Origin of the sequence: Actinomadura kijaniata NBRC 14229, from assembly GCF_001552175.1 — a bacterium.
Taxonomy (GTDB): Bacteria; Actinomycetota; Actinomycetes; order Streptosporangiales; family Streptosporangiaceae; genus Spirillospora; species Spirillospora kijaniata.
Genome location: NZ_BCQR01000021.1, coordinates 72,852 through 93,537, shown reverse-complemented (window position 1 = coordinate 93,537; position 20,686 = coordinate 72,852). Strand labels below are relative to the sequence as shown.

22 protein-coding genes are annotated in these 20,686 nt (G+C 72.5%); 17 read left to right on the top strand and 5 right to left on the bottom strand.

Features of this window, described 5'->3' with window-relative positions; all coding sequences use genetic code 11:
* On the bottom strand, nt 1-785 hold a 785-nt coding region (locus AKI01S_RS08320; protein ID WP_067813563.1), incomplete at its 3' end, for a DivIVA domain-containing protein.
* Between the two features lie 383 nt (nt 786-1,168).
* Here AKI01S_RS08320 and AKI01S_RS08315 point away from each other — a divergent pair.
* The 3 genes from AKI01S_RS08315 to AKI01S_RS08305 all read left to right on the top strand — a co-directional run bounded on the left by AKI01S_RS08315 (nt 1,169) and on the right by AKI01S_RS08305 (nt 6,184).
* On the top strand, nt 1,169-1,702 hold the full coding sequence (locus AKI01S_RS08315) for a gamma carbonic anhydrase family protein (protein WP_067813561.1): 534 nt from the start codon (nt 1,169-1,171) through the stop codon (nt 1,700-1,702).
* 56 nt (nt 1,703-1,758) lie between these two features.
* Nucleotides 1,759-5,736, top strand: coding sequence for a hypothetical protein (locus AKI01S_RS08310; protein ID WP_157419724.1), 3,978 nt, complete (start codon nt 1,759-1,761; stop codon nt 5,734-5,736).
* Between the two features lie 265 nt (nt 5,737-6,001).
* Nucleotides 6,002-6,184, top strand: a complete 183-nt coding sequence (locus tag AKI01S_RS08305; protein WP_067813589.1) for a hypothetical protein — start codon at nt 6,002-6,004, stop codon at nt 6,182-6,184.
* Between the two features lie 128 nt (nt 6,185-6,312).
* Here the strand turns inward: AKI01S_RS08305 and AKI01S_RS08300 are convergent, their stop codons facing one another.
* Nucleotides 6,313-6,522: a heavy-metal-associated domain-containing protein gene (locus AKI01S_RS08300; protein ID WP_067813557.1), complete on the bottom strand. Its 210-nt coding sequence runs from the start codon at nt 6,520-6,522 to the stop codon at nt 6,313-6,315.
* Between the two features lie 232 nt (nt 6,523-6,754).
* Here AKI01S_RS08300 and AKI01S_RS08295 point away from each other — a divergent pair, with 232 nt between their 5' ends.
* Both AKI01S_RS08295 and AKI01S_RS08290 read left to right on the top strand, forming a co-directional pair.
* Nucleotides 6,755-7,372 (top strand): DUF47 domain-containing protein, encoded by a 618-nt coding sequence (locus AKI01S_RS08295; RefSeq protein ID WP_067813555.1) that lies wholly within the window; start codon nt 6,755-6,757, stop codon nt 7,370-7,372.
* Nucleotides 7,369-8,532, top strand: a complete 1,164-nt coding sequence (locus tag AKI01S_RS08290) for an inorganic phosphate transporter (RefSeq protein WP_439951662.1) — start codon at nt 7,369-7,371, stop codon at nt 8,530-8,532. The genes AKI01S_RS08295 and AKI01S_RS08290 overlap by 4 nt, the downstream gene beginning before the upstream one ends.
* An 80-nt stretch (nt 8,533-8,612) precedes the next feature.
* Here AKI01S_RS08290 and AKI01S_RS08285 read toward each other — a convergent pair whose 3' ends face one another.
* Entirely contained in the window at nt 8,613-10,292 is a 1,680-nt protein-coding gene (locus AKI01S_RS08285) for a bifunctional metallophosphatase/5'-nucleotidase (protein WP_067813553.1), read from the bottom strand.
* 99 nt (nt 10,293-10,391) lie between these two features.
* Here AKI01S_RS08285 and mshD point away from each other — a divergent pair, with 99 nt between their 5' ends.
* A complete protein-coding gene (gene mshD / locus AKI01S_RS08280) occupies nt 10,392-11,267 on the top strand; it encodes a mycothiol synthase (RefSeq protein WP_067813551.1) in 876 nt (291 codons plus the stop codon).
* Here the strand turns inward: mshD and AKI01S_RS08275 are convergent, their stop codons facing one another.
* On the bottom strand, nt 11,268-11,882 hold the full coding sequence (locus tag AKI01S_RS08275) for a hypothetical protein (RefSeq protein WP_067813549.1): 615 nt from the start codon (nt 11,880-11,882) through the stop codon (nt 11,268-11,270).
* A gap of 277 nt (nt 11,883-12,159) precedes the next feature.
* On the opposite strand from AKI01S_RS08275, the gene pstS reads away from it, so the two are divergent.
* From pstS to pstB, 4 genes are all read left to right on the top strand, one after another.
* Complete coding sequence (gene pstS, locus AKI01S_RS08270) at nt 12,160-13,263, top strand: phosphate ABC transporter substrate-binding protein PstS (protein WP_067813547.1); 1,104 nt, start codon at nt 12,160-12,162, stop codon at nt 13,261-13,263.
* 168 nt (nt 13,264-13,431) lie between these two features.
* Nucleotides 13,432-14,361, top strand: coding sequence for a phosphate ABC transporter permease subunit PstC (pstC, locus tag AKI01S_RS08265; protein WP_281185970.1), 930 nt, complete (start codon nt 13,432-13,434; stop codon nt 14,359-14,361).
* On the top strand, nt 14,358-15,287 hold the full coding sequence (pstA, locus tag AKI01S_RS08260; protein ID WP_083999159.1) for a phosphate ABC transporter permease PstA: 930 nt from the start codon (nt 14,358-14,360) through the stop codon (nt 15,285-15,287). Before pstC ends, pstA begins: the two co-directional genes overlap by 4 nt.
* 38 nt (nt 15,288-15,325) lie before the next feature.
* A complete protein-coding gene (pstB, locus tag AKI01S_RS08255; protein WP_067813545.1) occupies nt 15,326-16,102 on the top strand; it encodes a phosphate ABC transporter ATP-binding protein PstB in 777 nt (258 codons plus the stop codon).
* Between the two features lie 94 nt (nt 16,103-16,196).
* Here pstB and AKI01S_RS08250 read toward each other — a convergent pair whose 3' ends face one another.
* A complete protein-coding gene (locus tag AKI01S_RS08250) occupies nt 16,197-16,916 on the bottom strand; it encodes a winged helix-turn-helix transcriptional regulator (protein WP_067813543.1) in 720 nt (239 codons plus the stop codon).
* Between the two features lie 197 nt (nt 16,917-17,113).
* Between AKI01S_RS08250 and AKI01S_RS08245 the strand changes: the two genes are divergently transcribed.
* The 7 genes from AKI01S_RS08245 to AKI01S_RS08220 all read left to right on the top strand — a co-directional run bounded on the left by AKI01S_RS08245 (nt 17,114) and on the right by AKI01S_RS08220 (nt 20,678).
* Nucleotides 17,114-17,374: a MoaD/ThiS family protein gene (locus AKI01S_RS08245; protein ID WP_067813541.1), complete on the top strand. Its 261-nt coding sequence runs from the start codon at nt 17,114-17,116 to the stop codon at nt 17,372-17,374.
* A 128-nt stretch (nt 17,375-17,502) separates the two neighbouring features.
* Nucleotides 17,503-18,189: an LmeA family phospholipid-binding protein gene (locus tag AKI01S_RS08240; protein ID WP_067813539.1), complete on the top strand. Its 687-nt coding sequence runs from the start codon at nt 17,503-17,505 to the stop codon at nt 18,187-18,189.
* A 55-nt stretch (nt 18,190-18,244) separates the two neighbouring features.
* Nucleotides 18,245-18,760 carry a sigma-70 family RNA polymerase sigma factor gene (locus tag AKI01S_RS08235; RefSeq protein WP_067813537.1) on the top strand — a complete coding sequence of 172 codons (516 nt, stop codon included), beginning with the start codon at nt 18,245-18,247 and terminating at the stop codon, nt 18,758-18,760.
* The gene (locus tag AKI01S_RS08230; RefSeq protein WP_067813536.1) at nt 18,757-19,488 is read left to right on the top strand and encodes a zf-HC2 domain-containing protein; all 732 of its coding nucleotides are present in this window, start codon (nt 18,757-18,759) and stop codon (nt 19,486-19,488) included. The genes AKI01S_RS08235 and AKI01S_RS08230 overlap by 4 nt, the downstream gene beginning before the upstream one ends.
* Before the next feature lie 157 nt (nt 19,489-19,645).
* Nucleotides 19,646-19,960, top strand: a complete 315-nt coding sequence (locus AKI01S_RS08225; protein WP_245681526.1) for a thioredoxin family protein — start codon at nt 19,646-19,648, stop codon at nt 19,958-19,960.
* A 95-nt stretch (nt 19,961-20,055) separates the two neighbouring features.
* Complete coding sequence (locus tag AKI01S_RS54625; protein ID WP_369688708.1) at nt 20,056-20,142, top strand: Ms5788A family Cys-rich leader peptide; 87 nt, start codon at nt 20,056-20,058, stop codon at nt 20,140-20,142.
* A 113-nt stretch (nt 20,143-20,255) separates the two neighbouring features.
* Complete coding sequence (locus AKI01S_RS08220) at nt 20,256-20,678, top strand: DUF4395 domain-containing protein (RefSeq protein WP_067813531.1); 423 nt, start codon at nt 20,256-20,258, stop codon at nt 20,676-20,678.
* Nucleotides 20,679-20,686 lie beyond the last annotated feature (8 nt).

Below are 20,686 nucleotides of genomic sequence, written 5' to 3'. Positions count from 1 at the left end.
GGGGGCTTGGGCGCGGCGGGGGCCTGGGCGGGCCGGGGCGCGGGCTGGGCGGCCTTGGGCGCGGCGGGCTGCTTGCGCGGCGGGGCCTGCTTGACCGCGTCCTCGACCATCTTCTCCAGCGGGCCCGCCTCGTTCTCGGCGGTCAGCAGCCGGTGCAGCGTCTCGGAGATCTCGGTGAGCCGCTGGAGGGCCTGGGTGTGGTTGCGGGTGAGGTGGTTCAGGCGCTGGGTGGCGCCCTCGTTGATCACGTTGGCCCGGCGCTCGGCCGCCGTCAGGGTCCGCTCGGCCTCCAGCCGCGCGGAGGTGACGGTCTGCTCGGCCTCCTGCTTGGCGGTCGACAGCACGCTGTCGGCCTCCTTCTTGGCGGAGGCCAGCACGTGGTCGGCCTTCTCCTGGGCCTGGGCGATGTCGCGGTCGGCGTCGCCGCGGGCCGCCTCGATGATCCGCTTGGACTCCTGCTCGGCGTCCTTGCGGATCTGCTGGCCCTGCTCCTCGGCGGCGGCCAGCTTCTCCTTGGCCTCGTCCTCGGCCAGGTTGATGATCTGCCGGAGCCGGTCCGACAGGTCGTCGCCGGTGGGCTTGCGCGCCTCCCGGACCTCGGCCATCTCGCGGCGGGTGCGCTCGACGTCGTCGAGGGCGCGGGCCAGCCGGGCCTCCAGCTCGCGGATCTGGTTCTGGCTGCGGGCGATGAACTCGTCGACCTGGCGGCGGTTGTAGCCGCGCATGACGATCTCGAAGGATTCCTCCCGGAGGAGGTTCGGCAGGATTTCCGCTTCGTTGCTCATGGTGCCTTGGGGGTCGTTGGCGGGGGGTTGATCACCCCGTCAGGGTCGGAGACGGCGCTGAGGGTACGTCGGGTGGTCAGCCTCGACTCTTGCCCGGTCCGCCCCATTCGCGCAACCGGAACGCCGTTCTCGCTGCCGTTTCTTAACCTGCGCGGGTCGACAAACTCTCCAATTATGGGAAATTTCGCGTGCGTTGGCGCCGACTGGGCAACCTGCCCCGGTGCGTCCAGCGTCCTTTTCTACAGGGACCCGTCGTACGTCGCCGACGGCACCCCCGGCACCGCGCCGGACCGTCCTCACCGCACCCTGTCCACGGGGACCACCGGAGCTTCGCCGGAGGGCGCCGCACCACACGGCGCGCGACGGGTCCTACCATCCCGCCTATGAACTCCGCCATGAACTACGTGGGCTCGCTGGGCGAGGACGGACCCGACATCCACCCCGAGGCATGGGTCGCGCCCGGCGCCGTCGTGGTCGGGAAGGTGCGGCTGGGCGCGCGGGCCAACGTCTGGTACGGCTCGGTGCTGCGCGGCGACGACGAGGAGATCGTCGTCGGCGACGAGGTCAACATCCAGGACCTGTGCTGCCTGCACGCCGACCCCGGCATGCCCGCCGTGCTGGAGGACCGGGTCAGCCTGGGCCACAAGGCGATGGTGCACGGCGCGCACGTGGAGACCGGCGCGCTGATCGGCATCGGCGCGATCGTGCTGAACGGCGCCCGGATCGGCGCGCACACCCTGATCGCGGCGGGCGCGCTGGTGCCGCCCGGCAAGACGATCCCGTCCGGGGTGCTGGTCGCCGGGACGCCCGGAAAGATCGTTCGTGAGCTGAACGACGACGACCGCCTCGTCCTGGAGCACACCCCGGACGTCTACATCCAGAAGGCGCGCCGCCACGCGGACGCCACCTGGCGTTAGGCCGGCCACGACGGTCCGCCGGGGACGTCCTGGGCGGATTTGACTACGATGACGGCGTGGCGTGGGGACCTGGATTCGGCGGAGCGGGGTACGGAGGTGCCCAGACGGCCGGGCGGGACCCGTTCGCCCTCGCCGAGCGCGACATACGGGAGATGGTCGGGGCGGGCTGGTGGCAGTCGGCCCCGCCGCAGCAGCGCCAGCACGCGATCGCCGGGCGGATGCTGGTGCTGCCCGACGGCACGTGGTGGCTGTTCGGGGCGTGGGCGCGCTGGTACCGGCTGGACCCCCGGGACGGGCAGTGGTACCTGTGCCCGCCGCCGCAGTCGCCCGCGACGCGGATGTCGGCCCAGCCCGCCCAGCAGGTCGGCGGGCGGGCCCCGGCGCTGCCGCCGCACGTCGTGCCCGCCGGGCCCGACTACGAGTACGCCCCGGTCGGGCTGCGGCCGTTCGTGGGGCGCGGGTTCGACCCCGGCCTGACGGCGCGGGTGCGCTCGACCGTCGACTCGGCCGCCGCGCTGCCCGCCGGGGAGTACCCGCACTGGTGGTCGCAGTTCACGTCGGAGACGCCGTCCACGGTGGCGGTGGCGTGGGGCGTGATGCTGTGGTGCGCGAGCGCCCCGGTGTTCGACGCGCGGCTGGACGCGCAGATGCTCGACCTGTGGCAGCCCTACCGCGCCAAGCCGCTGCCCCGGACCGACGGGCCGCGCTGGCTGACCCCGCCGCCGCTGGAGACGCTGGTCGGCCTGTACGCCGAACGGCTGCGCTCGGGCCGCGTGGACGCCGCCGTGGTCGTGCTGCGGACGATGTGGGCCGTGGCGAGCGCGCTGCGGGAGGACATCCGCTTCCAGACGCGCGCGGACGCGCTGCTGGCCATGCTGGGGGCCACGCTCAGCAACCCGACCGTGGACTACGGGGCGCTGCCGTACGGCGACCAGGCGATCGTCCAGCAGTGGCTGACGCGGTGCCCGCCCCACCTGGTCCCCGCGCTGCGCAACGAGAGCTCGCCCGGCGACAACTTCCGGCACGCGTTCTACGGCTTCGCCGAACGCGTCGCCGAGCACGCGGGAGACCCGAACAGCCCCGCCTACGTCGAACCCCGCCTGGTCGCCGCCGCGCTGCTGGCCGCCGACCTGGCCGTGGTGCGCGGCGACATGGCGGCGGGCATCGTGCCCTGGCTCGACCCGGAGATCCGCTACACGGTGCAGGCGGTGCTGGACCAGGCCGGGCACCCGCTGCGGCGGATGTGGCCCGACGACCTGCGGCTGGCCGGGCCGCTGGGGTCGGCCCCCGGCCTGACCGGCGACGCGGCCGAGACGCTGGTGGCCTCCGCCTACGAGCTGGACCTGGCCTGGTGCCGTCTCGGCGGGATGCCCGCCCGGCCGCGCGGCTTCCCCGTGCCGACGGCGATCCTGGCCGGGATCATGGGCGCGGACCGGGTCCGCGCCACCGCCAAGGCCCCGACGATCGTGCCGCCGGGCCCGGGTCCGGGCCTGGGGACCGGGGCGCAGCCGTCGCCGTTCGGCGCGCAGCAGCAGCCGGGGATGCCGCCGGGGGCCGTTCCGCAGCCCTCCAGCAGGAAGCCGGGCGCGTTCGTGCAGCCGCCCGCCCACCCGGGCGGGGACGAGGGCCGGCTCCAGCCGCCCGCGCCGTTCGCGGCGTCGGGGGAGGAACCGGAGGGCAGCGCCGCGCCGCCGTACACGCAGCTCGGGTTCCAGCCGGTGGGCGGGCCGCAGCCGGGCGCGTTCGGGCAGCCGGGCGCGTTCGAGCAGCCGGGAGGGGGCGGGCAGCGACCGTTCGGGCAGCCGGAGGAGGAGCCCGAGGGGAACGTCATGCCGCCCTACACGCAGCTCGGCTTCCAGAGCCCGGGGGAGGCGGCGGTGTCCCCCTCGGAGTCGCCCTACTCGGACATGAGCTACCAGCGTCACGGAGGGCCGCCCGGTCCGCCGCCGCAGGAGCCCGTCGACGCCTACGGGACGCGCGTGGACGACGCGGCGGCCGCCGTCTACCAGCAGGCCGCCTACCAGCCGCCCGCGCAGCCTCAGCAGCCCCCACAGCCGCCCGCGCAGCCCCAGCGGCCCGCGCCGCCGCAGGACCCGCCGCGCACCCGCATGCTGGGGCCCGAGGACGTCGACCAGGCGGGCGTGTACGACCAGCCCGCCCCCGAACGGCAGCCGGGCGGCGCCGCGGAGGGCCCGGGGACCCGGATCATGTCCGAGACCCTCATCGGGAACTTCGACTACCTGGACGACACCCCCTCGCCCGAACGCCCCGTCCACGAGATCCCCCCGCCCGCCGAACGCACCGAGCGCCGCGTCCTGGAGCGCTACGGCATCGGCTTCGTGTCCGGCGAGCTCGACGCCGGGGAGCTGCTGGACGAGCTGCGCGCCCGGGTCGAGGCGTGGAACGCCCCGCTCGGCCCGCACGACGACGCCACCCGCGTGGACGGCGCGCCCGTCCCGGCCGCCCCTCCGGCCACCATGCTGGACGGCGCGCCGCCGTTCGAGGCGACCCGGGTGGACGGGACGCCCGACGCGCCGCGCTCCGGGCTGTCCGGCGGGCTGCCCAGCGTGCTGCTGGTCGGCAACCCGCACACCGGGCAGCGCCGCCTGGCCCGGCTGATCGCGCTGACGCTGGCCGACGCCGGGGTCGGCGACGGGGCGCTGCGCGCCCACGACGCCGACGACGTCCGCGACGCGCCCGCCGAGCGGCTGGAGGCGATCCTCACGCGCCCCGGCCCGGCGATCCTGTTCGAACGCCTGGACGTCGCGATCACCTCGGCCGCCGACCCGGTGGCGGCCGCCGCCACGGTCCGCCGGGCGCGCCGCAACCCGGCCGTGCCCGCCCCGCTGATCGCCACCTGCGAGCCGCGCGCCTACAAGCGGCTGCTCCAGGAGCACCCCAAGCTCGTGCAGACGTTCCGCGTGTACCGGCTGCCGGACCTGTCCGACCTGGACCACCGGATGACGCTGCTGCACCTGCTGGCCGACGAGCGCCGCGTCACGGTCGGCGCCGCCGCCCTGGAGGCCGCCCAGGCCGACCTGGAGCGCCTGCGCGGCCCCGGCGACCTGGTCAACGCCCGGCTCGTCGAGGCGTACCTGGACCAGGCCAGCCAGCGCGCCATGACCCGCGCCGGGGCCTCCCGCGACCGGCTGGTGCTGACCCCCGCCGACCTGGAGGGCGTCGCCGAGCAGATCGAGCCGTCGCTGCGCCCGCCCGGCGACGTCGACGGCTACCTGCGCCAGCTCGACCAGCTCATGGGGCTGGAGGACGTCAAGCGGGCCGTGCGGGAGCTGGCCGACAGCGCCGAGACGGCCGCCGGACGTGTCCGGCACGGCGTTCCCGACCCCGACTCCCGCCACCTGATCCTCACCGGGCCGCCGGGCACCGGCAAGACCACCGTCGCGGGCCTGATCGGCGGGATCTACGGCGCCTACGGGCTGCTGCGGTCCGGGCACGTGGTGGCCTGCCGCCCCGTCCACCTGGCCGGACGCGATCCCGCCGACACCGAGGGCCGGGTCGTCGGGATGGTCGAGCAGGCGCTCGGCGGGGTGCTGCTGGTACAGGAGGCGCACCTGCTGGACCGGGTCCCGACCGTCGTGCGCCGCCTCCAGCACGAGATGCGGCGGCGTTCGGGGCAGTTCGTCGTGGTGCTGTCCGGGGCGGCGGCCGAGATGGAGGGGTTCCTGGCGGGCAACCCCGGCTTCCGGGCCGAGTTCGGCTCGGTCCTGGAGTTCACCGGCATGTCGAGCCGCGAGCTGGTCCGGCTGTTCCAGAACTACGCCGAACGCGATCTCTACGTGCTGGACGAGGAGCTGCGCGTGGAGCTGCTGGCGCGGTTCGACGGGATGCGGGAGGACCCGGCGTTCGCCTACGCGCGCACGGCGCGGGAGATGTTCGAGCAGACGGTGGCGCGGCAGGCGGCGCGGCTGGCGGGGGCGGACGTGAACGCCTCCATCGTGGCCCGGCTGACCGCCCGCGATCTGCCCGAGTCCTCGCTGGAGCAGATGCTGGGGGACTTCCACCGGGGCCGCTGAGCCGGCGACGGCCGGTCCGGGGGCGTCCCCCGGGGACGAGGGGGCCATCCGGCCAGGCCAGGCGATCACCGTCGCGGGTGGCCCCCCGAATGGCCCTCTTGGGTCATGCGCGCGGCGGGACCATGCGCGTAGCCTTGACGTGGGCAGTGGGTGCAGCGGTGAAGGGTGCTGCTCGCCCCGCGCGTGCGCGGGGCGCCGCGGGTGCCGGCGGCCGCGTGGCGCTCGCCGTCACGGGCGGGCGAGGGAACGCAAGGAGGTGGACGCGATGCGCCAGAAGCTCGATCTGCGCGTCCAGGACCGCGTCGCGTTGGACGAGATCGAACTCTACGCCGAGATTCTCAGCGCCGTGGCCGCCGCGGAGCAGCCGCTGACGCTGGCGGAGATCGACTCGGTGCTCGGCGTGCGCTCCGTGGAGCAGGGACGACGGGAGCTGACGCGCCGGGACTGAGCACGACACGGGGCTCGGACGGGCCGCGGAGCAACGATCCGCGGGGCCGTGACCTGCCGGGGACGCCACGGGGCGGCCCCGGCATCGTCGTTTCCGGGCCCGTGCGGCCGGGGCGCCCGGTCGCGCGTTCAGGCCGTTCCGGCGATCTCGTACCCGGCCTCGTCGATGGCGGCGCGCAGGGCGGCGTCGTCCAGCTCCTCGCCACGGACCGTGACCGTCTTGGCGTCCACGTCGACGACGACCTCAGCGACTCCCGGGACCTGCCTCACCTCGCCGCCGATGGCGTTCACACAGTGCTGGCAGCTGATCTCTGGAACGTTGTAACGAATCTCACTCATGCCGATTTCTCACTCTCCGCATCGTGGCCGTCCTCGCCGAGGGTAAAGCCTCCAGGCCGTGGCGGGGCCGCGTGTCGCGCGCCGGGCGAGGGGGGTGTGCGACCCATGATCTAGGGCACCCTTGTAGGTGAGAGGACGGAAGACAGCAGCCGAACCGCAGGCGAAGGTTCTTTTTACGGCCGGTTGCGCCTACGATCCTCAGCGGACTGTTCCGGCACTTCAGGAGAACGACGTGCGTTTGCGTCTCACGCCGCGTGAGGACAGCTTCTACGACATGTTCGCCGATTCGGCGAACAACCTGGTCACCGGCGCCAGGCTGCTCGTGGAGCTCATCAGCGACGGCACTGATCGGGAAGCGATCGCGGAGAAGATGCGTGCCTGCGAGCACGCGGGCGACGAGGCGACTCACGCGATCATGCGCCGGCTCAACGAAACCTTCATCACGCCCTTCGACCGCGAGGACATCTATCGCCTCGCGTCGTCGATCGATGACGTGATGGACGAGATGGAGGAGGCAGCCGACCTCGTCGTCCTCTACCAGATCGAGGAGTTCCCCAAGGGGATCGTCCACATGGTGGAGGTACTGGAGCGAGCCGCCGAGCTCACCGCCGAGGCCATGCCGAGGCTGCGCTCGATGAAGGAGCTCAACGAGTACTGGATCGAGATCAACCGGCTGGAGAACCAGGGCGACCAGGTCTACCGCAAGCTGCTGGCGCAGCTGTTCAGCGGCGAGTACGACGCCCTGACGGTGATGAAGCTCCAGCAGGTCATCGACCGGCTGGAGGACGCGGCCGACGCGTTCGAGCACGTGGCGAACACGGTCGAGACCATCGCGGTCAAGGAGTCGTGAGCGTGTCCGGTAAGAATCCGGGCGGCACCCTCACCAAGGAGCCTCCGGGCCCCGCCGATCCGACGCTGGCCGAACAGGCGCGGCGCGGACCCGGCAAGTTCTGGCTGCTGCTGCCGCTGGGCATCCTGCTGGTGATGGCCATGGGGGCGATCGGGCTGCGCACCGACGCCCAGATGGCGGTGCTGGTGCTGGTCATCGTCGTGGCGCTGGTGTTCGACTACACCAACGGCTTCCACGACGCGGCCAACGCCATCGCGACATCGGTGTCCACCAGGGCGCTCACCCCGCGGGCGGCGCTGCTGATGGCCGCCGTGATGAACATGATCGGCGCGCTGCTCGGCGTGCAGGTCGCCAAGACGGTCAGCGAGACGATCACCCCGCCGACCGGGCTGCACGGCCTGACGGTGGTGGCGGCGGGCGTGCTCGGCGCCATCGCCTGGAACATGATCACCTGGTACTTCGGGCTGCCCTCGTCGTCCTCGCACGCCCTCATCGGCGGCGTGGTCGGCGCGGGCCTGGCCTCGGCGTCCAGCGTGAACTGGTCGAAGGTCGTCGACAAGGTCGCCATCCCGATGGTGATCTCCCCGGTCGTCGGCTTCTTCCTGGCCTACTTCTTCATGGTCGCGCTGCTGTGGATCTTCCGTCGGGCGCACCCGGGCCGGGTCGGCCGCCGCTTCCGCATCGCGCAGACCCTCTCGGCCGCCTCCATGGCCCTCGGCCACGGCCTCCAGGACGCCCAGAAGACGATGGGCATCATCGTGCTGGCCCTGGTGACCACCGGGCACTCCGACGGCGAGACGGTGCCGCTGTGGGTCATCCTGGCCTGCGCCGGGGCCCTGTCGCTGGGCACCTACGCGGGCGGCTGGCGCATCATGCGCACGCTGGGCCGCAAGGTGATCGAGCTGGACCCGCCCAAGGGCTTCGCCGCCGAGGCCACCGCCTCGGTCGTGCTGTACTGCGCGGCCTACATCTGGCACGCTCCGATCTCCACCACCCACACGATCACCTCGGCGATCATGGGGGTGGGCGCGACCAAGCGCCTGTCGGCCGTCCGCTGGGGCGTCGCGGGCAACATCGTGGCCGCCTGGGTGCTGACGATGCCGATGGCCGCGCTGGTCGCCGCCGTCGTCTACTGGCTGGTGCACCTGTTCGGAGCCTGACACCCCTCCGACGACAGTGAACGGGGCCGCCTCCCGGTGGGGAGGCGGCCCCGTTCGCGTTGTTTCGGGGGGTGCGGGGGTTACTGGCCGGAGATGCGGTTCAGCGGGGGCGGGGCGATCGGGGAGTGCTTGCCGAAGTAGGCGATCAGCGCGTCCAGGTCGATCGGGCCCAGCTTGGCGTCCTTGCCCTGGGTGAAGACCGTGAAGCCGTCACCGCCGCCGAGCAGGAAGTTGTTGGCCGAGACCTTGTAGGTGGCGGCCGGGTCGACCGGCGTGCCGTCCACGGTGATGTTCGAGACGCGGTCGCCGACCGGCCGGGAGCGGTCGATGGTGAAGCGGAAGTTGGCCGAGGGCTGGAGGACGCGCTCCTTCGTCTGGCCCTCCCACTGCTGCTCCAGCAGCTTGTCGAGCTGCTCGCCGGTCAGGGAGACGACGCCGGTGACGTTGCTGAACGGCTGCACGGCGAACGCCTCGCCGTAGGTCACCACGCCGTCGCCCTCGGAGCCGGAGGCCTTGTAGGTGAACTCGGTGCGGATGCCGCCGGGGTTGGTGACGGCGACCTGCGCGCCGAGGTCCCTGGTGGCCTCCAGGTGCGCGTCGGCGATCACGTTGCCGAGGGCGGTCTCGCCGGCGGGCGAGGGCTTGAGGCCCAGGTCCGCGGTGATCTTTCCGATCGGCTTGTTGGAGATCGCCGAGACCCGCTCCTTCCACTTGGCCACGAACCGCTCGGTGGCCGGGTCGGAGATGTCGCGGGTGACGACGTGGTTGTCGCCCTTCATGGTGGAGCGCACGATGTCGCCGGTGCGCTTGTTCACCTTGAAGTCGATCTGGGTGATGACGCGGCCGAACGAGGAGCCCGACGAGTACAGGCGCGGATTGCCCTTGGGGTCGGGCACCGTGCAGACGTACTGCTGGTGGGTGTGGCCCGCCAGCACCATGTCGATCTCGGGGTCGGCCGACTGGGCGATCCGGGTGCCCGCGCCCGGCACGGTGCCGCACGCGTCCGGACGGTTGCCCGCCTGGACCTGGTCGCCCTCGTGCACCAGCAGCACGATCGAGCGCACGCCCCGGCGCTTGAGCTCGCGGGCGGCCCGGTTGGCGGCCTTGACCTCGTCCTCGAACGTCAGGCCCTTGATGCCCTCGGCGGTGACGATGGTCGGGGTGGTCTTGGTGACGACGCCGATGAAGCCGACGCGCACGCCGTTGATCCGGCGGACCGTCCACGGCTTGAGGGCGGGCCTGTTCTTCTTGCCCTTCAGCACGTTGGCCCCGAGGAAGTCGAACTTCGCGCCGCGCCACTCGCCCTCGGGGGAGCAGCCGTCGGTGGGGTGGCAGCCGCCGTTCTGGATGCGCAGCAGCTCCTGGTAGCCCTCGTCGAACTCGTGGTTGCCCACGGCCGAGGCGGTGACGCCCATGTCGCCGAGGAACTGCACCGACGGCTCGTCGTGGTAGGCCGCCGAGATCAGCGGCGAGCCGCCGATCATGTCGCCCTGGGCGACCTTCAGGGTGTTGCGGTCGGACAGGCGCTTGAGGTGCGCGGCCATGTGCGCCGCGCCGCCCGCCGGAACGGTGTGGCCGTGCTCGTCGATGGCGTTGCCCGAGTTGCCGGTGGGGGGTTCCAGGTTGCCGTGGAAGTCGTTGAGCGACAGCAGGCGCACGTCCGCGGTGGGCGCGGGGCGCGCCGCGGCGGGCTGGGCGGCCAGCGCGACGACGGAGACCCCGGCCGTCGCGGCGGCCAGCAGGAGGCGTCTGGGGTTCATGCACGCGAGACTAGAGGCTGCCGGAGGGCGGAATTATGACGATGAATGACGGTTCTGTGTCGATTTGGTCTGGCCGGGCGGGGGCGTAGGCTAGCGATCATGGATGACACGCGCGGGGACGTCGTGCTCGCGGCCGCCGAGGCCGCCCCGGTCATGGCGGTGGTGGAGGCGGCGACCGCCGCCGACGGCGTGGGGCCGCTGTCCGAGCACGCGATCCTGGCCCTGCGCGCCGGGAGGCCCGCGTTCACCGTGGTCGACTCCGGCGCGACCGTCGCCTACGGCCATCTGGACCCGGCCACCGACCAGGAGAGCGCCGCCGCCGAGCTGGTCGTCCACCCCGCGCACCGCCGCCGGGGCCACGGGCGGGCGCTGCTGCGCGCGCTGCTGGCCGAGGCGGGCGGACCCCTCCGCGTCTGGGCGCACGGCGACCTGCCGGCCGCCGCCGCGCTCGCGGGGTCGGAGGGCATGGAACGCGTCCGCGCCCTGTTCCAGATGCGCCGCCCCGCCGCCGACCCGCTGCCCGAGGCGAAGGTCGCCGACGGGGTGCGGCTGCGCGCGTTCGAGCCGGGGCGCGACGAGGAGGCGTGGCTGCGGGTGAACGCCCGCGCGTTCGCCGCCCACCCCGAGCAGGGGGCGTGGACCATCGAGGACGTGCGCGCCCGCGAGGCCGAGCCGTGGTTCGACCCGGCGGGCCTGTTCCTGGCCGAACGCGACGGCGAGGTCGTCGGCTTCCACTGGACCAAGATCCACCCGGACGGCCTCGGCGAGGTCTACGTCGTCGGCGTGGACCCGTCCGCCCAGGGCCTCGGCCTCGGCCGCACCCTGACCCTGACGGGCCTGCACCACCTGCGCGACCGGGGCGTCCCGCAGATCCTGCTGTACGTGGACGAGTCCAACACCGCCGCCGTGGGCCTCTACGAGTCCCTGGGCTTCACCCGCCACGCCGTGGACGTCATGTACGGCACCTCCGCCTGACTACTCCGGAGGGTCGGCGGCGGTCCTGACGTGACGCAGGACGGTCCGCAGGTCCCGGGTGCGCTGGTACTCGGCGGGGTCCGCCGGGGCGCGGAGGCGTTCGGTCAGCGCGGCCAGTTCCGCCAGGTCGGCCGGGGCCAGGCGTCCTTCGGCGGCCAGCGTCGCGTCCAGGAGACGGACCGTCGCGTGCGCGTCCTCGGCGAGCGGCGTCCCGGCCGCGCCGAGCAGCCGGGACGGGCGGCCGCGGCGCCAGAAGCGCAGCGCGTGCAGGGCCGCCTCGCGGGGCGCGCCGTACCAGTGGGCCGGTCCGACCGCCGGTGAGACCTCCGCGGGACGCGGAACGCGGCGCCCCCGGCGCTTGGCCGCGCGGCGGCGGTCGTCGTAGCGGCGGACGTCCTCGTGCCAGAGGGCGCGGCTGGCCTCCAGCAGCTCCAGCGCCCGCAGCAGGGCCCCCTCGTCGCGCAGGAGCGGACCGGCCTTCGCGTTCAGGTAGTCGAGCGTCGGGTGGTAGCCGATCGGCCGGTAGAGCTGCACGCACGAGCCGAGCGCCGAGGCCCGCCGCCGGTGCGGAAGGGACGGGTCGCGGACCTTCCGGGCGAAGTTTCCGAAGCTCACGTGGCGAGCGTAGCCAGGGGGCGCGGCACCCGCCGAAAGGGCCGGATATCGCCCCGGTTTGGGCCGTGTGACCTGGGGTGTTAACCCCCTGGACATAACTAATCGAGGCACTTTTTCAGGTTCTGCCCGGCTCAGTTCACCTTTCGTTCACCTGGATCGGGGTGGCCGTACACCTCGGCTGCCTAGCTTCGCTTGCGACGGTGGCCCGCTACCTGGACAAACGGTCCAGCTCCCGGTCGGTCCGCCGCCCCCACGGAAACTAAGAGGAGACCCTCCGGTGAAGAACGGTTCTCGGCTGGCCGCCCTGGGTGGCGTGGTCGTCGCGGGTGCGCTCGCCCTGAGTGCCTGCGGCAGCGACAACAACACCGGCGCGTCCGGCGGCAACGCTCCCGCCGGTGACATCGACTGCGCCAAGGCCACGGTGAACGCGGCCGGCTCCAGCGCCCAGAAGAACGCCATCGAGGAGTGGACCAAGATCTACGCGCAGAAGTGCGCGGGGGCCAACCTCAACTACAACGCCTCCGGCTCGGGCGCGGGCATCCAGGCGTTCACCTCCGGCCAGGTGGCGTTCGCCGGCTCCGACTCGGCCCTCAAGCCCGAGGAGACCGGCCCGGCCAAGCAGCGCTGCCAGGGGAGCGACGCCCTGAACCTGCCGATGGTGGTCGGCCCGGTCGCGGTCGTCTACAACCTGCAGGGCGTCGACGGTCTCCAGCTGTCCCCCGCGACCATCGCCAAGATCTTCGCGGGCCAGGTCAAGACCTGGAACGACCCGGCCATCGCCGCCGAGAACTCCGGCGCCAAGCTGCCGTCCTCCCCGATCAAGGTGGTCTACCGCGCCGACGAGTCGGGCACCACCGACAACTTCACCAAGTACCTGAAGGCCACCGCCCCCGACGTGTGGAAGTGGGAGCCCGCCAAGAAGTGGGCCGCCACCGCCGGTGAGGGCGCGCAGAAGTCCGACGGCGTCACCACCCAGGTCAAGAGCACCGCGGGCGCGATCTCCTACGTGGAGATGTCCTACGCCGAGAACAACAAGCTGCAGACCGCCAAGGTCAAGAACGGCGCGGGCGAGTACGTCGCGCTGAGCGCCGACAGCGCCTCCAAGGGCATCGCGGGCGCCAAGGTCGTCGGCACCGGCAACGACGTCGCCCTGAAGATCGACTACACCACCAAGGAGTCGGGCGCCTACCCGATCAACCTGGTGACCTACGAGATCGTCTGCGAGAAGGGCCTGCCCGCCGAGCAGTCGAAGTTCGTGAAGTCCTTCCTGACCTACACGGCCAGCGCGGACGGCCAGAAGGTGCTGACCCAGCTCGGCTACGCGCCGCTGCCGGAGAGCGTCCTGACCAAGGTCCAGGCGTCCGTCAAGGCCCTGGCCTGAGCGTCGAGGCCCTGTCCTGAGCCCTGACCCCCAGCCTCGTCACCCCGTCGCCACCCGGTACCAACGGCGACGGGGTGCAGGCGGGTCCGGCCGCAGCCACCCCCGAGGAGGACCCCCGTGACCAGCCAGTCCGGCATCGAAGCGCATGTCGGCACCCCCGCCCGCCCCATCGGCGGCGCCGTCAGCACCGGCCGGGCCGGTGACAGGATCTTCGCCGCCGCGGCGCGCGGCTCGGGGATCCTCGTGCTCGCCATCATGGCCGCGATCGCCGTGTTCCTGATCTGGAAGGCGATCCCGGCGCTGCAGAAGAACGAGGCCAACTTCCTCACCTCCGAGGACTGGAACCCCAACGCCGTCCCGCCCCGGTTCGGCATCGCGCAGCTGGCGTTCGGCACGCTGATGTCGTCGCTGCTGGCGCTGCTGATGGCGACGCCGGTCGCGATCGGGATCGCGCTGTTCATCGCGTTCTACTCGCCGCGCCGCCTGGCCAGCGGCCTGGGCTACGTCGTCGACCTGCTCGCCGCCGTGCCCAGCATCGTCTACGGCCTGTGGGGCCTGCTGGTGCTGGTGCCGCACATGGAGGGCGCCAGCAAGCTGCTGAACACGACGTTCGGCTGGATCCCGGTCTTCGGCGGCGACAACCCCGGCAAGAGCTCGATCTTCACCGCGGGCGTGGTGCTCGCCATCATGATCCTGCCGATCATCTCCTCGATCTCCCGCGAGGTCTTCCTCCAGGTCCCGCGCGCGCACGTGGAAGCGGCGCTGGCGCTGGGCGCCACCCGCTGGGAGATGATCCGCATGTCGGTGCTGCCCTACGGCCGGTCCGGCATGGTCGGCGCCTCGATGCTGGGCCTCGGCCGCGCGATGGGCGAGACCATCGCCGTCGCGCTGGTGCTGACCTACGTCCCCGGCATCAACTGGCACCTGCTGGAGAACGGCGGCTCGACGTTCGCCGCCAACATCGCCAAGAACTTCGGCGAGGCGGGCGAGATCGGCCGGGGCGCGCTGATCGCCTCCGGTCTGGTGCTGTTCGTGATCACCCTGGTCGTCAACATGGCCGCGCGGGCCGTGGTGGCGCGTCGTAAGGAGTTCGTGTGACCGCCGTCTCCAAGTCCGCCCCCGGGCCGGGCCGGTCCGCCAAGGGTTCCAGCCTCGCGCCGGTCTCCTCCTCCCGGAAGATCAAGGACCGGCTGGTCCAGGGCCTGGTGTACGCGGCGTTCGCGCTGGCGATCATCCCGCTGCTGTCGGTGCTGTGGACCGTGATCACCAACGGGCTGGCCCGGCTGGACGCCGACTTCTTCGCGTTCTCCATGAACGGCGTGACCGCCCGCGACGGCGGCGGCGGCGCCTACCACGCCATCATCGGCACCCTGGAGCAGGTCGCCATCGCCACGGTGATCTCGGTCCCGGTCGCCGTGCTCACCGCGGTCTACCTGATCGAGTACGGCGCGGGCAGCCGGCTGGCCAAGGCGATCAGCTTCTTCGTGGACGTCATGACCGGCATCCCGTCGATCGTCGCCGGCCTGTTCGTGCTGGCGATGTGGATGCTGACCCTGCAGATCGCCCCGGAGGGGTCGGGCTTCGCCGGGGCGCTGGCGCTGTCGATCCTGATGATGCCGACGGTGGTGCGGGCGACCGAGGAGATGCTCAAGCTCGTCCCGGGCGACCTGCGCGAGGCGTCCTACGCGCTGGGCGTGCCGCGCTGGCGGACGATCTGCTTCGTGGTGCTGCCGACCGCGCTCACCGGCATCCTCACCGGCATCATGCTGGCCGTCGCCCGCGTCATGGGCGAGACCGCGCCGCTGCTGCTGACGATCTTCTTCACCAAGGCGATCAACTTCAATCCGTTCGACGGGCCGCAGGGCTCGCTGCCCACGTTCATCTGGGACCAGGTCAGCAACCCGCAGCAGACCTCGCTGGACCGCGCCTGGACCGGCGCGCTGGTCCTGATCCTGCTGATCATGCTGCTCAACCTCGGCGCGCGCCTGGTCGCCCGCCGCTTCAAGCCCGCCGCCGGACGCTGACCCGTCCCCGAAAGACCCTCGTTAGGAGCACCACCCCCATGGCCAAGCGGATCGAAGTCTCCGGGCTGCACGCCTACTACGGCGGCGTCCACGCCATCGACGACATCTCGATGACGATCGAGCCGCGTTCGGTGACCGCGTTCATCGGCCCCTCCGGCTGCGGCAAGTCGACGTTCCTGCGGACCCTCAACCGGATGCACGAGGTCATCCCCGGCGCCCGGGTCGAGGGCAAGGTCATGCTGGACGACGAGGACCTGTACGCGACGGGCGTCGACCCGGTGGCGGTGCGCCGCTCGGTCGGGATGGTGTTCCAGCGGCCCAACCCGTTCCCCACCATGTCGATCTACGACAACGTGGCGGCGGGCCTGAAGCTCAACGGCGTCCGCCGCAAGGGCCAGCTCGACGAGATCGTCGAGGGGTCGCTGCGCGGCGCCAACCTGTGGAACGAGGTCAAGGACCGTCTGGGCAAGCCCGGCGCGGGACTGTCGGGCGGGCAGCAGCAGCGCCTGTGCATCGCCCGCGCCATCGCCGTCCAGCCGCAGGTCCTGCTGATGGACGAGCCCTGCTCGGCCCTGGACCCGATCTCGACCCTCGCCATCGAGGACCTGATCGCCAAGCTGAAGGACCAGTACACGATCGTCATCGTGACCCACAACATGCAGCAGGCGGCCCGGGTCAGCGACCGCACGGCGTTCTTCAACATCGCCGGAACGGGCAAGCCCGGCAAGCTCATCGAGATCGACGACACCTCGAAGATCTTCACCAACCCCGAGCAGAAGGCCACCGAGGACTACATCACCGGCCGCTTCGGCTGACCGGCCCGGCGTCCACAGGGGCCTGGAACGGCCCCGGCCCGCGCCGGAAGGGCGCGGGCCGGGGCCGTCGTGCTCGGGGCCGTGCTCAGCGTGCTCAGGAGGGGACGGGGGCCTTCGCGTCCTCCTGGTCGCCGGGGCGGTGGTCGGGGACGAAGCGGTAGCCGACGTTCCGGACCGTTCCGATGAGGGACTCGTACTCGGCGCCCAGCTTCGCGCGCAGGCGGCGGACGTGGACGTCGACCGTGCGCGTGCCGCCGAAGTAGTCGTAGCCCCAGACCTCCTGGAGCAGCTGGGCGCGGGTGAAGACCCGGCCGGGGTGCTGCGCCAGGTACTTCAGCAGCTCGAACTCCTTGAACGTCAGGTCCAGCACGCGGCCCCGCAGCCGGGCGGTGTAGGTCGCCTCGTCGATCGTCAGCTCGCCGCTCCTGATCTCGCCCGGGACGTCGTCGGCGTCCGTCGCGGCGGCGGCCCGGCCGATCGCCAGCCGCAGCCGGGCCTCCACCTCGGCGGGGCCCGCGGTCTGGATCAGGACGTCGTCCAGCCCCCACTCGGGGGACAGCGCGGCGAGCCCGCCCTCGGTCACGATCGCCAGCAGAGGGCAGTCGAGGCCCGTGGTGCGCAGCAGGCGACACAGGGACTTGGCCTGCACCAGGTCGCGGCGCGCGTCCACCAGCACCACGTCCGCGGGCGGCGCGTCGATCAGCGCCGAGCCCTCGGCTGGGGCCACCCGCACCGAGTGCAGCAGCAGCCCGAGCGCGGGCAGGACCTCATCGGACGGTTCCAACGCGTTGGTCAGCAGGAGCAAGCTGCTCAAGTGCCGCCTCCTCGCCCATAAAGACGTCGAGGACCCAGGCGGTTCGTTCCTCGCACCCACGACACGTCGCGCGAGGCGAGGCGACCATGAAGGTGTGAAGAACGAACTCCATGGCCTCGTCGCCCGGATCCCTCAACCCCGAGCATATCCGAGCGGGTGTCGCGGGCAACGGGTGACGGGGATGAGACGCTTGCGGCATGGCTAAGGGAACGATTCGTTACTGGGCCGCGGCGAAGGCCGCCGCGGGCACCGCCGAGGAGACGTTCGAGGCGGCGACGCTCGCCGAGGCGATCGGCGCCGCGACCCTGCGCACGGGGCGCGGGGAGGAGTTCCGGCGGGTCGTGGCGCGCTCCTCCTTCCTGGTCAACGAGCAGCCCGTGGGCGCCCGCCCGCACGAGGGCGTGGCGCTGTCGGACGGGGACGTGGTCGAGGTGCTGCCGCCGTTCGCGGGTGGTTGATCTCACAGTGGACGTCACCCCGCGTGGTCACCGGACGGCGGGCGAAGTCATCCCGTGGCGCGACCCGGCAACGGGCGCGGCCACGCTAACGTGGCGTTTCCAGGTGGACGGCGGGCAATAGGGGAGTCATGCGCAAAGTACTTGTCGTACTGCTGATCCTGCTGGTCGGCGGTGCCGTCGCGGCGGACCGGCTGATCCTGAGGGGCGCCGAGGACGAGATCGGCCGGCAGGTGGCGACCCAGTACCAGTTGCAGCGCGACCCCGAGGTGAAGATCCACGGGTTCCCGTTCCTGACCCAGGCGTTCGCCGGGCGGTACGAGCGGATCGACGTGGCGATCGGCGACTGGCGGGAGCGGGACGTCACCGTCCACGACGTCCGGGTCGAGATGCGCGGGGTGAACGCGCCGCTGTCCGACATCGCCGCCGGGAAGAGCGACAACGTCACCGCCGACACCGCGACCGCCTCCGCCGTGATCCCCTACGCGGCCATCCAGCGGCGGGCCCCGCAGGGCGTCAAGCGCATCGCGCCCCGGGGCGACAACCTGGAGATCGAGGCGTCGCTGGTGGTGCTGGGCCGCCAGTTCAACGGCACCGGCGAGGTGGCGCTGAAGCCGACCGCGGAGGGCATCGCGATCTCCCCGGTCTCGATCGGGGGCTTCCCGGCGGGCGCGCTGGCGGCGCTGCGCTGGACCGTCCCGGTCGCGGACCTGCCGGTCGGGGCCCGTATCAGCAAGATCCAGCCCACTCCCGAGGGGCTGCGCGTCTCGGCCACCTCCAGCAACGTCAAGCTGAACAACCTGCGCAACCGTTCCTGAAAGTCCGTGATCCGGGTCTTGTGAACCGGACGGGACCGGCGTACGTGATGGAGATGTGGGTCCCACCGCCGACGAGGGGCTGCTCCGCGCCCTGTACCGCGAGCACGGCGGTCCCCTCCTCGGCTACGTGCTGCGGCTGACCGGAGGTGACCGGCCCCAGGCCGAGGACGTCGTCCAGGAGACGCTGCTGCGCGCCTGGCGGCACCCGGAGGCGCTGGCCGGACGGCCCGCGCGGCCCTGGCTGTTCACCGTCGCCCGCAACCTGGTGGTCGACGCGCACCGGGCGCGCCGGGCCCGGCCGCCGGAGACCGGCATCGACGAGCAGGTCGTGATGACCGCCGCCGGGTCCGACGACATCGACCGGGCGCTGGAGTCGTGGACGGTCGCCGAGGCGCTGGCCGAGCTCAGCCCGCAGCACCGCGCGGTCCTGGTCCACACCTACTATCGCGGGTTGTCGGTCGCCGAGGCCGCCAAGGCGCTGGGGGTGCCGCCGGGAACGGTGAAGTCACGGACGTACTACGCGTTGCGGGCGCTCAGACTCGCCCTGGAGGAGCGGGGGTTGGCGCCGTGAACGGGTGCGCGTGGGCGCGGAACGCGCTGGGCGTCTACGTGCTGGGGGCGATCGACCCGGCGGAGCGCTCCCGCGTCGAGGCCCATCTGGCGGAGTGCCCGGCCTGCCGGGACGAGGTGGCGGCGCTGGCGGCGCTGCCCGCGCTGCTGGGCCGCGTCGACGAGCGCCAGATCGAGGAGATGGCCGGGCCGCCCCCCGAGCTGCTGGAGTCGTTGCTGGCCGAGGCCGCCGCCGAGGAGCGCCGCCGGCGCCGCGCCCTGCCGTGGATCCCGCTGGCCGTCGCGGCGTGCGTGCTGCTGGTGGTCGGCGCGCTGTTCGGCGGGTTCGTCCTCCAGGGGGGCCAGCGCGAGGCCGCGCTGCCGTCGACCACGGCCGCGCCGCCCACCGCCACCGTCTCCCCCGGGCCCACCGGCGACGGGCACGGGCAGCCCCGGCCGGAGCGGGTCGCCGCCTCCAACCCCAGGACCGGCGTGCGGGGGTACGCGCTGCTCCACCGGAAGAGGTCCGGGACCGCCGTCGAGCTGTACCTGTCGGGCGCGCCGGTCGGGGAGAACTGCCGGTTCCGCGTCGTGGCGCGCAACGGCCAGGACGACGTCCTGGGGAGCTGGTACGTCGCCCAGAAGGGGACGGGCGAGTACTACGGCTACACCCGGTTCCCGCGCGAGACGCTGTACTCGCTGGAGATCAGCACGCTGGACGGGCGGCCGCTGCTGATGATCCCCGCCTGAGGGAAGAAGCGCGGCGGGGGCGGGGTTGTCACCGGTGATGGAGGGCGCGGTGGTCGCGGCCGCGGTGTTGCTGGCCGCGACGGTTTTCGGACTGGTGCGCAGACGCCGTGACGGCGTGCTGCGCGAGAACGGCGCGCGCGGACGGAGGGGACGGGACGTGACCGAGCGGCTCGCCGAGGCCGACCTGGGGACGCCGCTGGGCGAGCGGGCGACGCTGCTCCAGTTCTCCAGCGCGTTCTGCGCCCCCTGCCGCGCCACGCGCCGCGTCCTCGCCGACGTCGCCGGGATGGTCGACGGCGTCGCGCATGTGGAGCTGGACGCCGAGGCGCACCTGGACCTGGTGCGGCGGCTGAACGTCGTGCGGACACCCACCGTGCTCGTCCTGGACGCCTCCGGCGCGGTGGTGCGGCGCGCGGCCGGACTGCCCCGCAAGGCCGACGTGATCGCCGCGCTGGGCACCGCCATTTCGTAATACTCCGGGCTCTGACCTGCGCGAAGACAGATGTCACCGTCTCGCGGACCGAGACGGATGTGACAGCGCGGCGTTTGTCGGTTTAGCATCAGGGCGTGCGTTACTGGACAGAGCAGCTGCTCACGAAGCGTCGCGCGGTCGACTTCTGCCGCGTGGCCGCCTCGCTGTGTCGCATGGCCTGAGGCATCGAGCCCGCCAGTCCCCGAGCGCTTTCCGTAGAGATCCCTCCCCGCCGTCCACGGCGGGTTGACGATCACAGCAGGCTCGCACGCACCCTTCCGCCAGGAGCACCTCGATGCAGGTCGATCCGCGTGGGCAACGCTTCGCAGCCGTCGTCACGACGGTCGTCCTCCTCGTGGTCCTGATCACCGGAAGCTGGCCGCTGCTGGCCGCCCAGACCGTCGTGTTCGCCCTCGCGGTGTTCCTCGGCCTGAGGTCCGCTCCCTACGGACTGCTCTACGCCACGCTCGTCCGGCCCCGCCTCTCCCCGCCCACGGAGCTCGAAGACGCCGCCCCGCCCCGGTTCGCCCAGGGTGTCGGCCTGGTCTTCGCGCTGGTGGGAACGGTCGGGTACGCGACGGGGACCACCTGGCTCGGCATCGGTGCCACCGCCTTCGCGCTGGGCGCGGCCTTCCTGAACGCGGTGTTCGGGTTCTGCCTCGGCTGCGAGATGTATCTGCTGATCCGCCGAATCGCCCCTCACCGAGGGACGACCTGACAGCTTCT

What these genes read in the sequence shown, in the direction of transcription:
- AKI01S_RS08285 (WP_067813553.1), bottom strand. Translation starts at nt 10,292, where the DNA reads ATGAACCCCAGACGCCTCCTGCTGGCCGCCGCGACGGCCGGGGTCTCC.
- AKI01S_RS08305 (WP_067813589.1), top strand. Translation starts at nt 6,002, where the DNA reads ATGCGCCAGAAGCTCGATCTGCGCGTCCAGGACCGCGTCGCGTTGGAC.
- AKI01S_RS08240 (WP_067813539.1), top strand. Translation starts at nt 17,503, where the DNA reads ATGCGCAAAGTACTTGTCGTACTGCTGATCCTGCTGGTCGGCGGTGCC.
- AKI01S_RS08245 (WP_067813541.1), top strand. Translation starts at nt 17,114, where the DNA reads ATGGCTAAGGGAACGATTCGTTACTGGGCCGCGGCGAAGGCCGCCGCG.
- AKI01S_RS08300 (WP_067813557.1), bottom strand. Translation starts at nt 6,522, where the DNA reads ATGAGTGAGATTCGTTACAACGTTCCAGAGATCAGCTGCCAGCACTGT.
- pstB (WP_067813545.1), top strand. Translation starts at nt 15,326, where the DNA reads ATGGCCAAGCGGATCGAAGTCTCCGGGCTGCACGCCTACTACGGCGGC.
- AKI01S_RS08220 (WP_067813531.1), top strand. Translation starts at nt 20,256, where the DNA reads ATGCAGGTCGATCCGCGTGGGCAACGCTTCGCAGCCGTCGTCACGACG.
- AKI01S_RS08315 (WP_067813561.1), top strand. Translation starts at nt 1,169, where the DNA reads ATGAACTCCGCCATGAACTACGTGGGCTCGCTGGGCGAGGACGGACCC.
- mshD (WP_067813551.1), top strand. Translation starts at nt 10,392, where the DNA reads ATGGATGACACGCGCGGGGACGTCGTGCTCGCGGCCGCCGAGGCCGCC.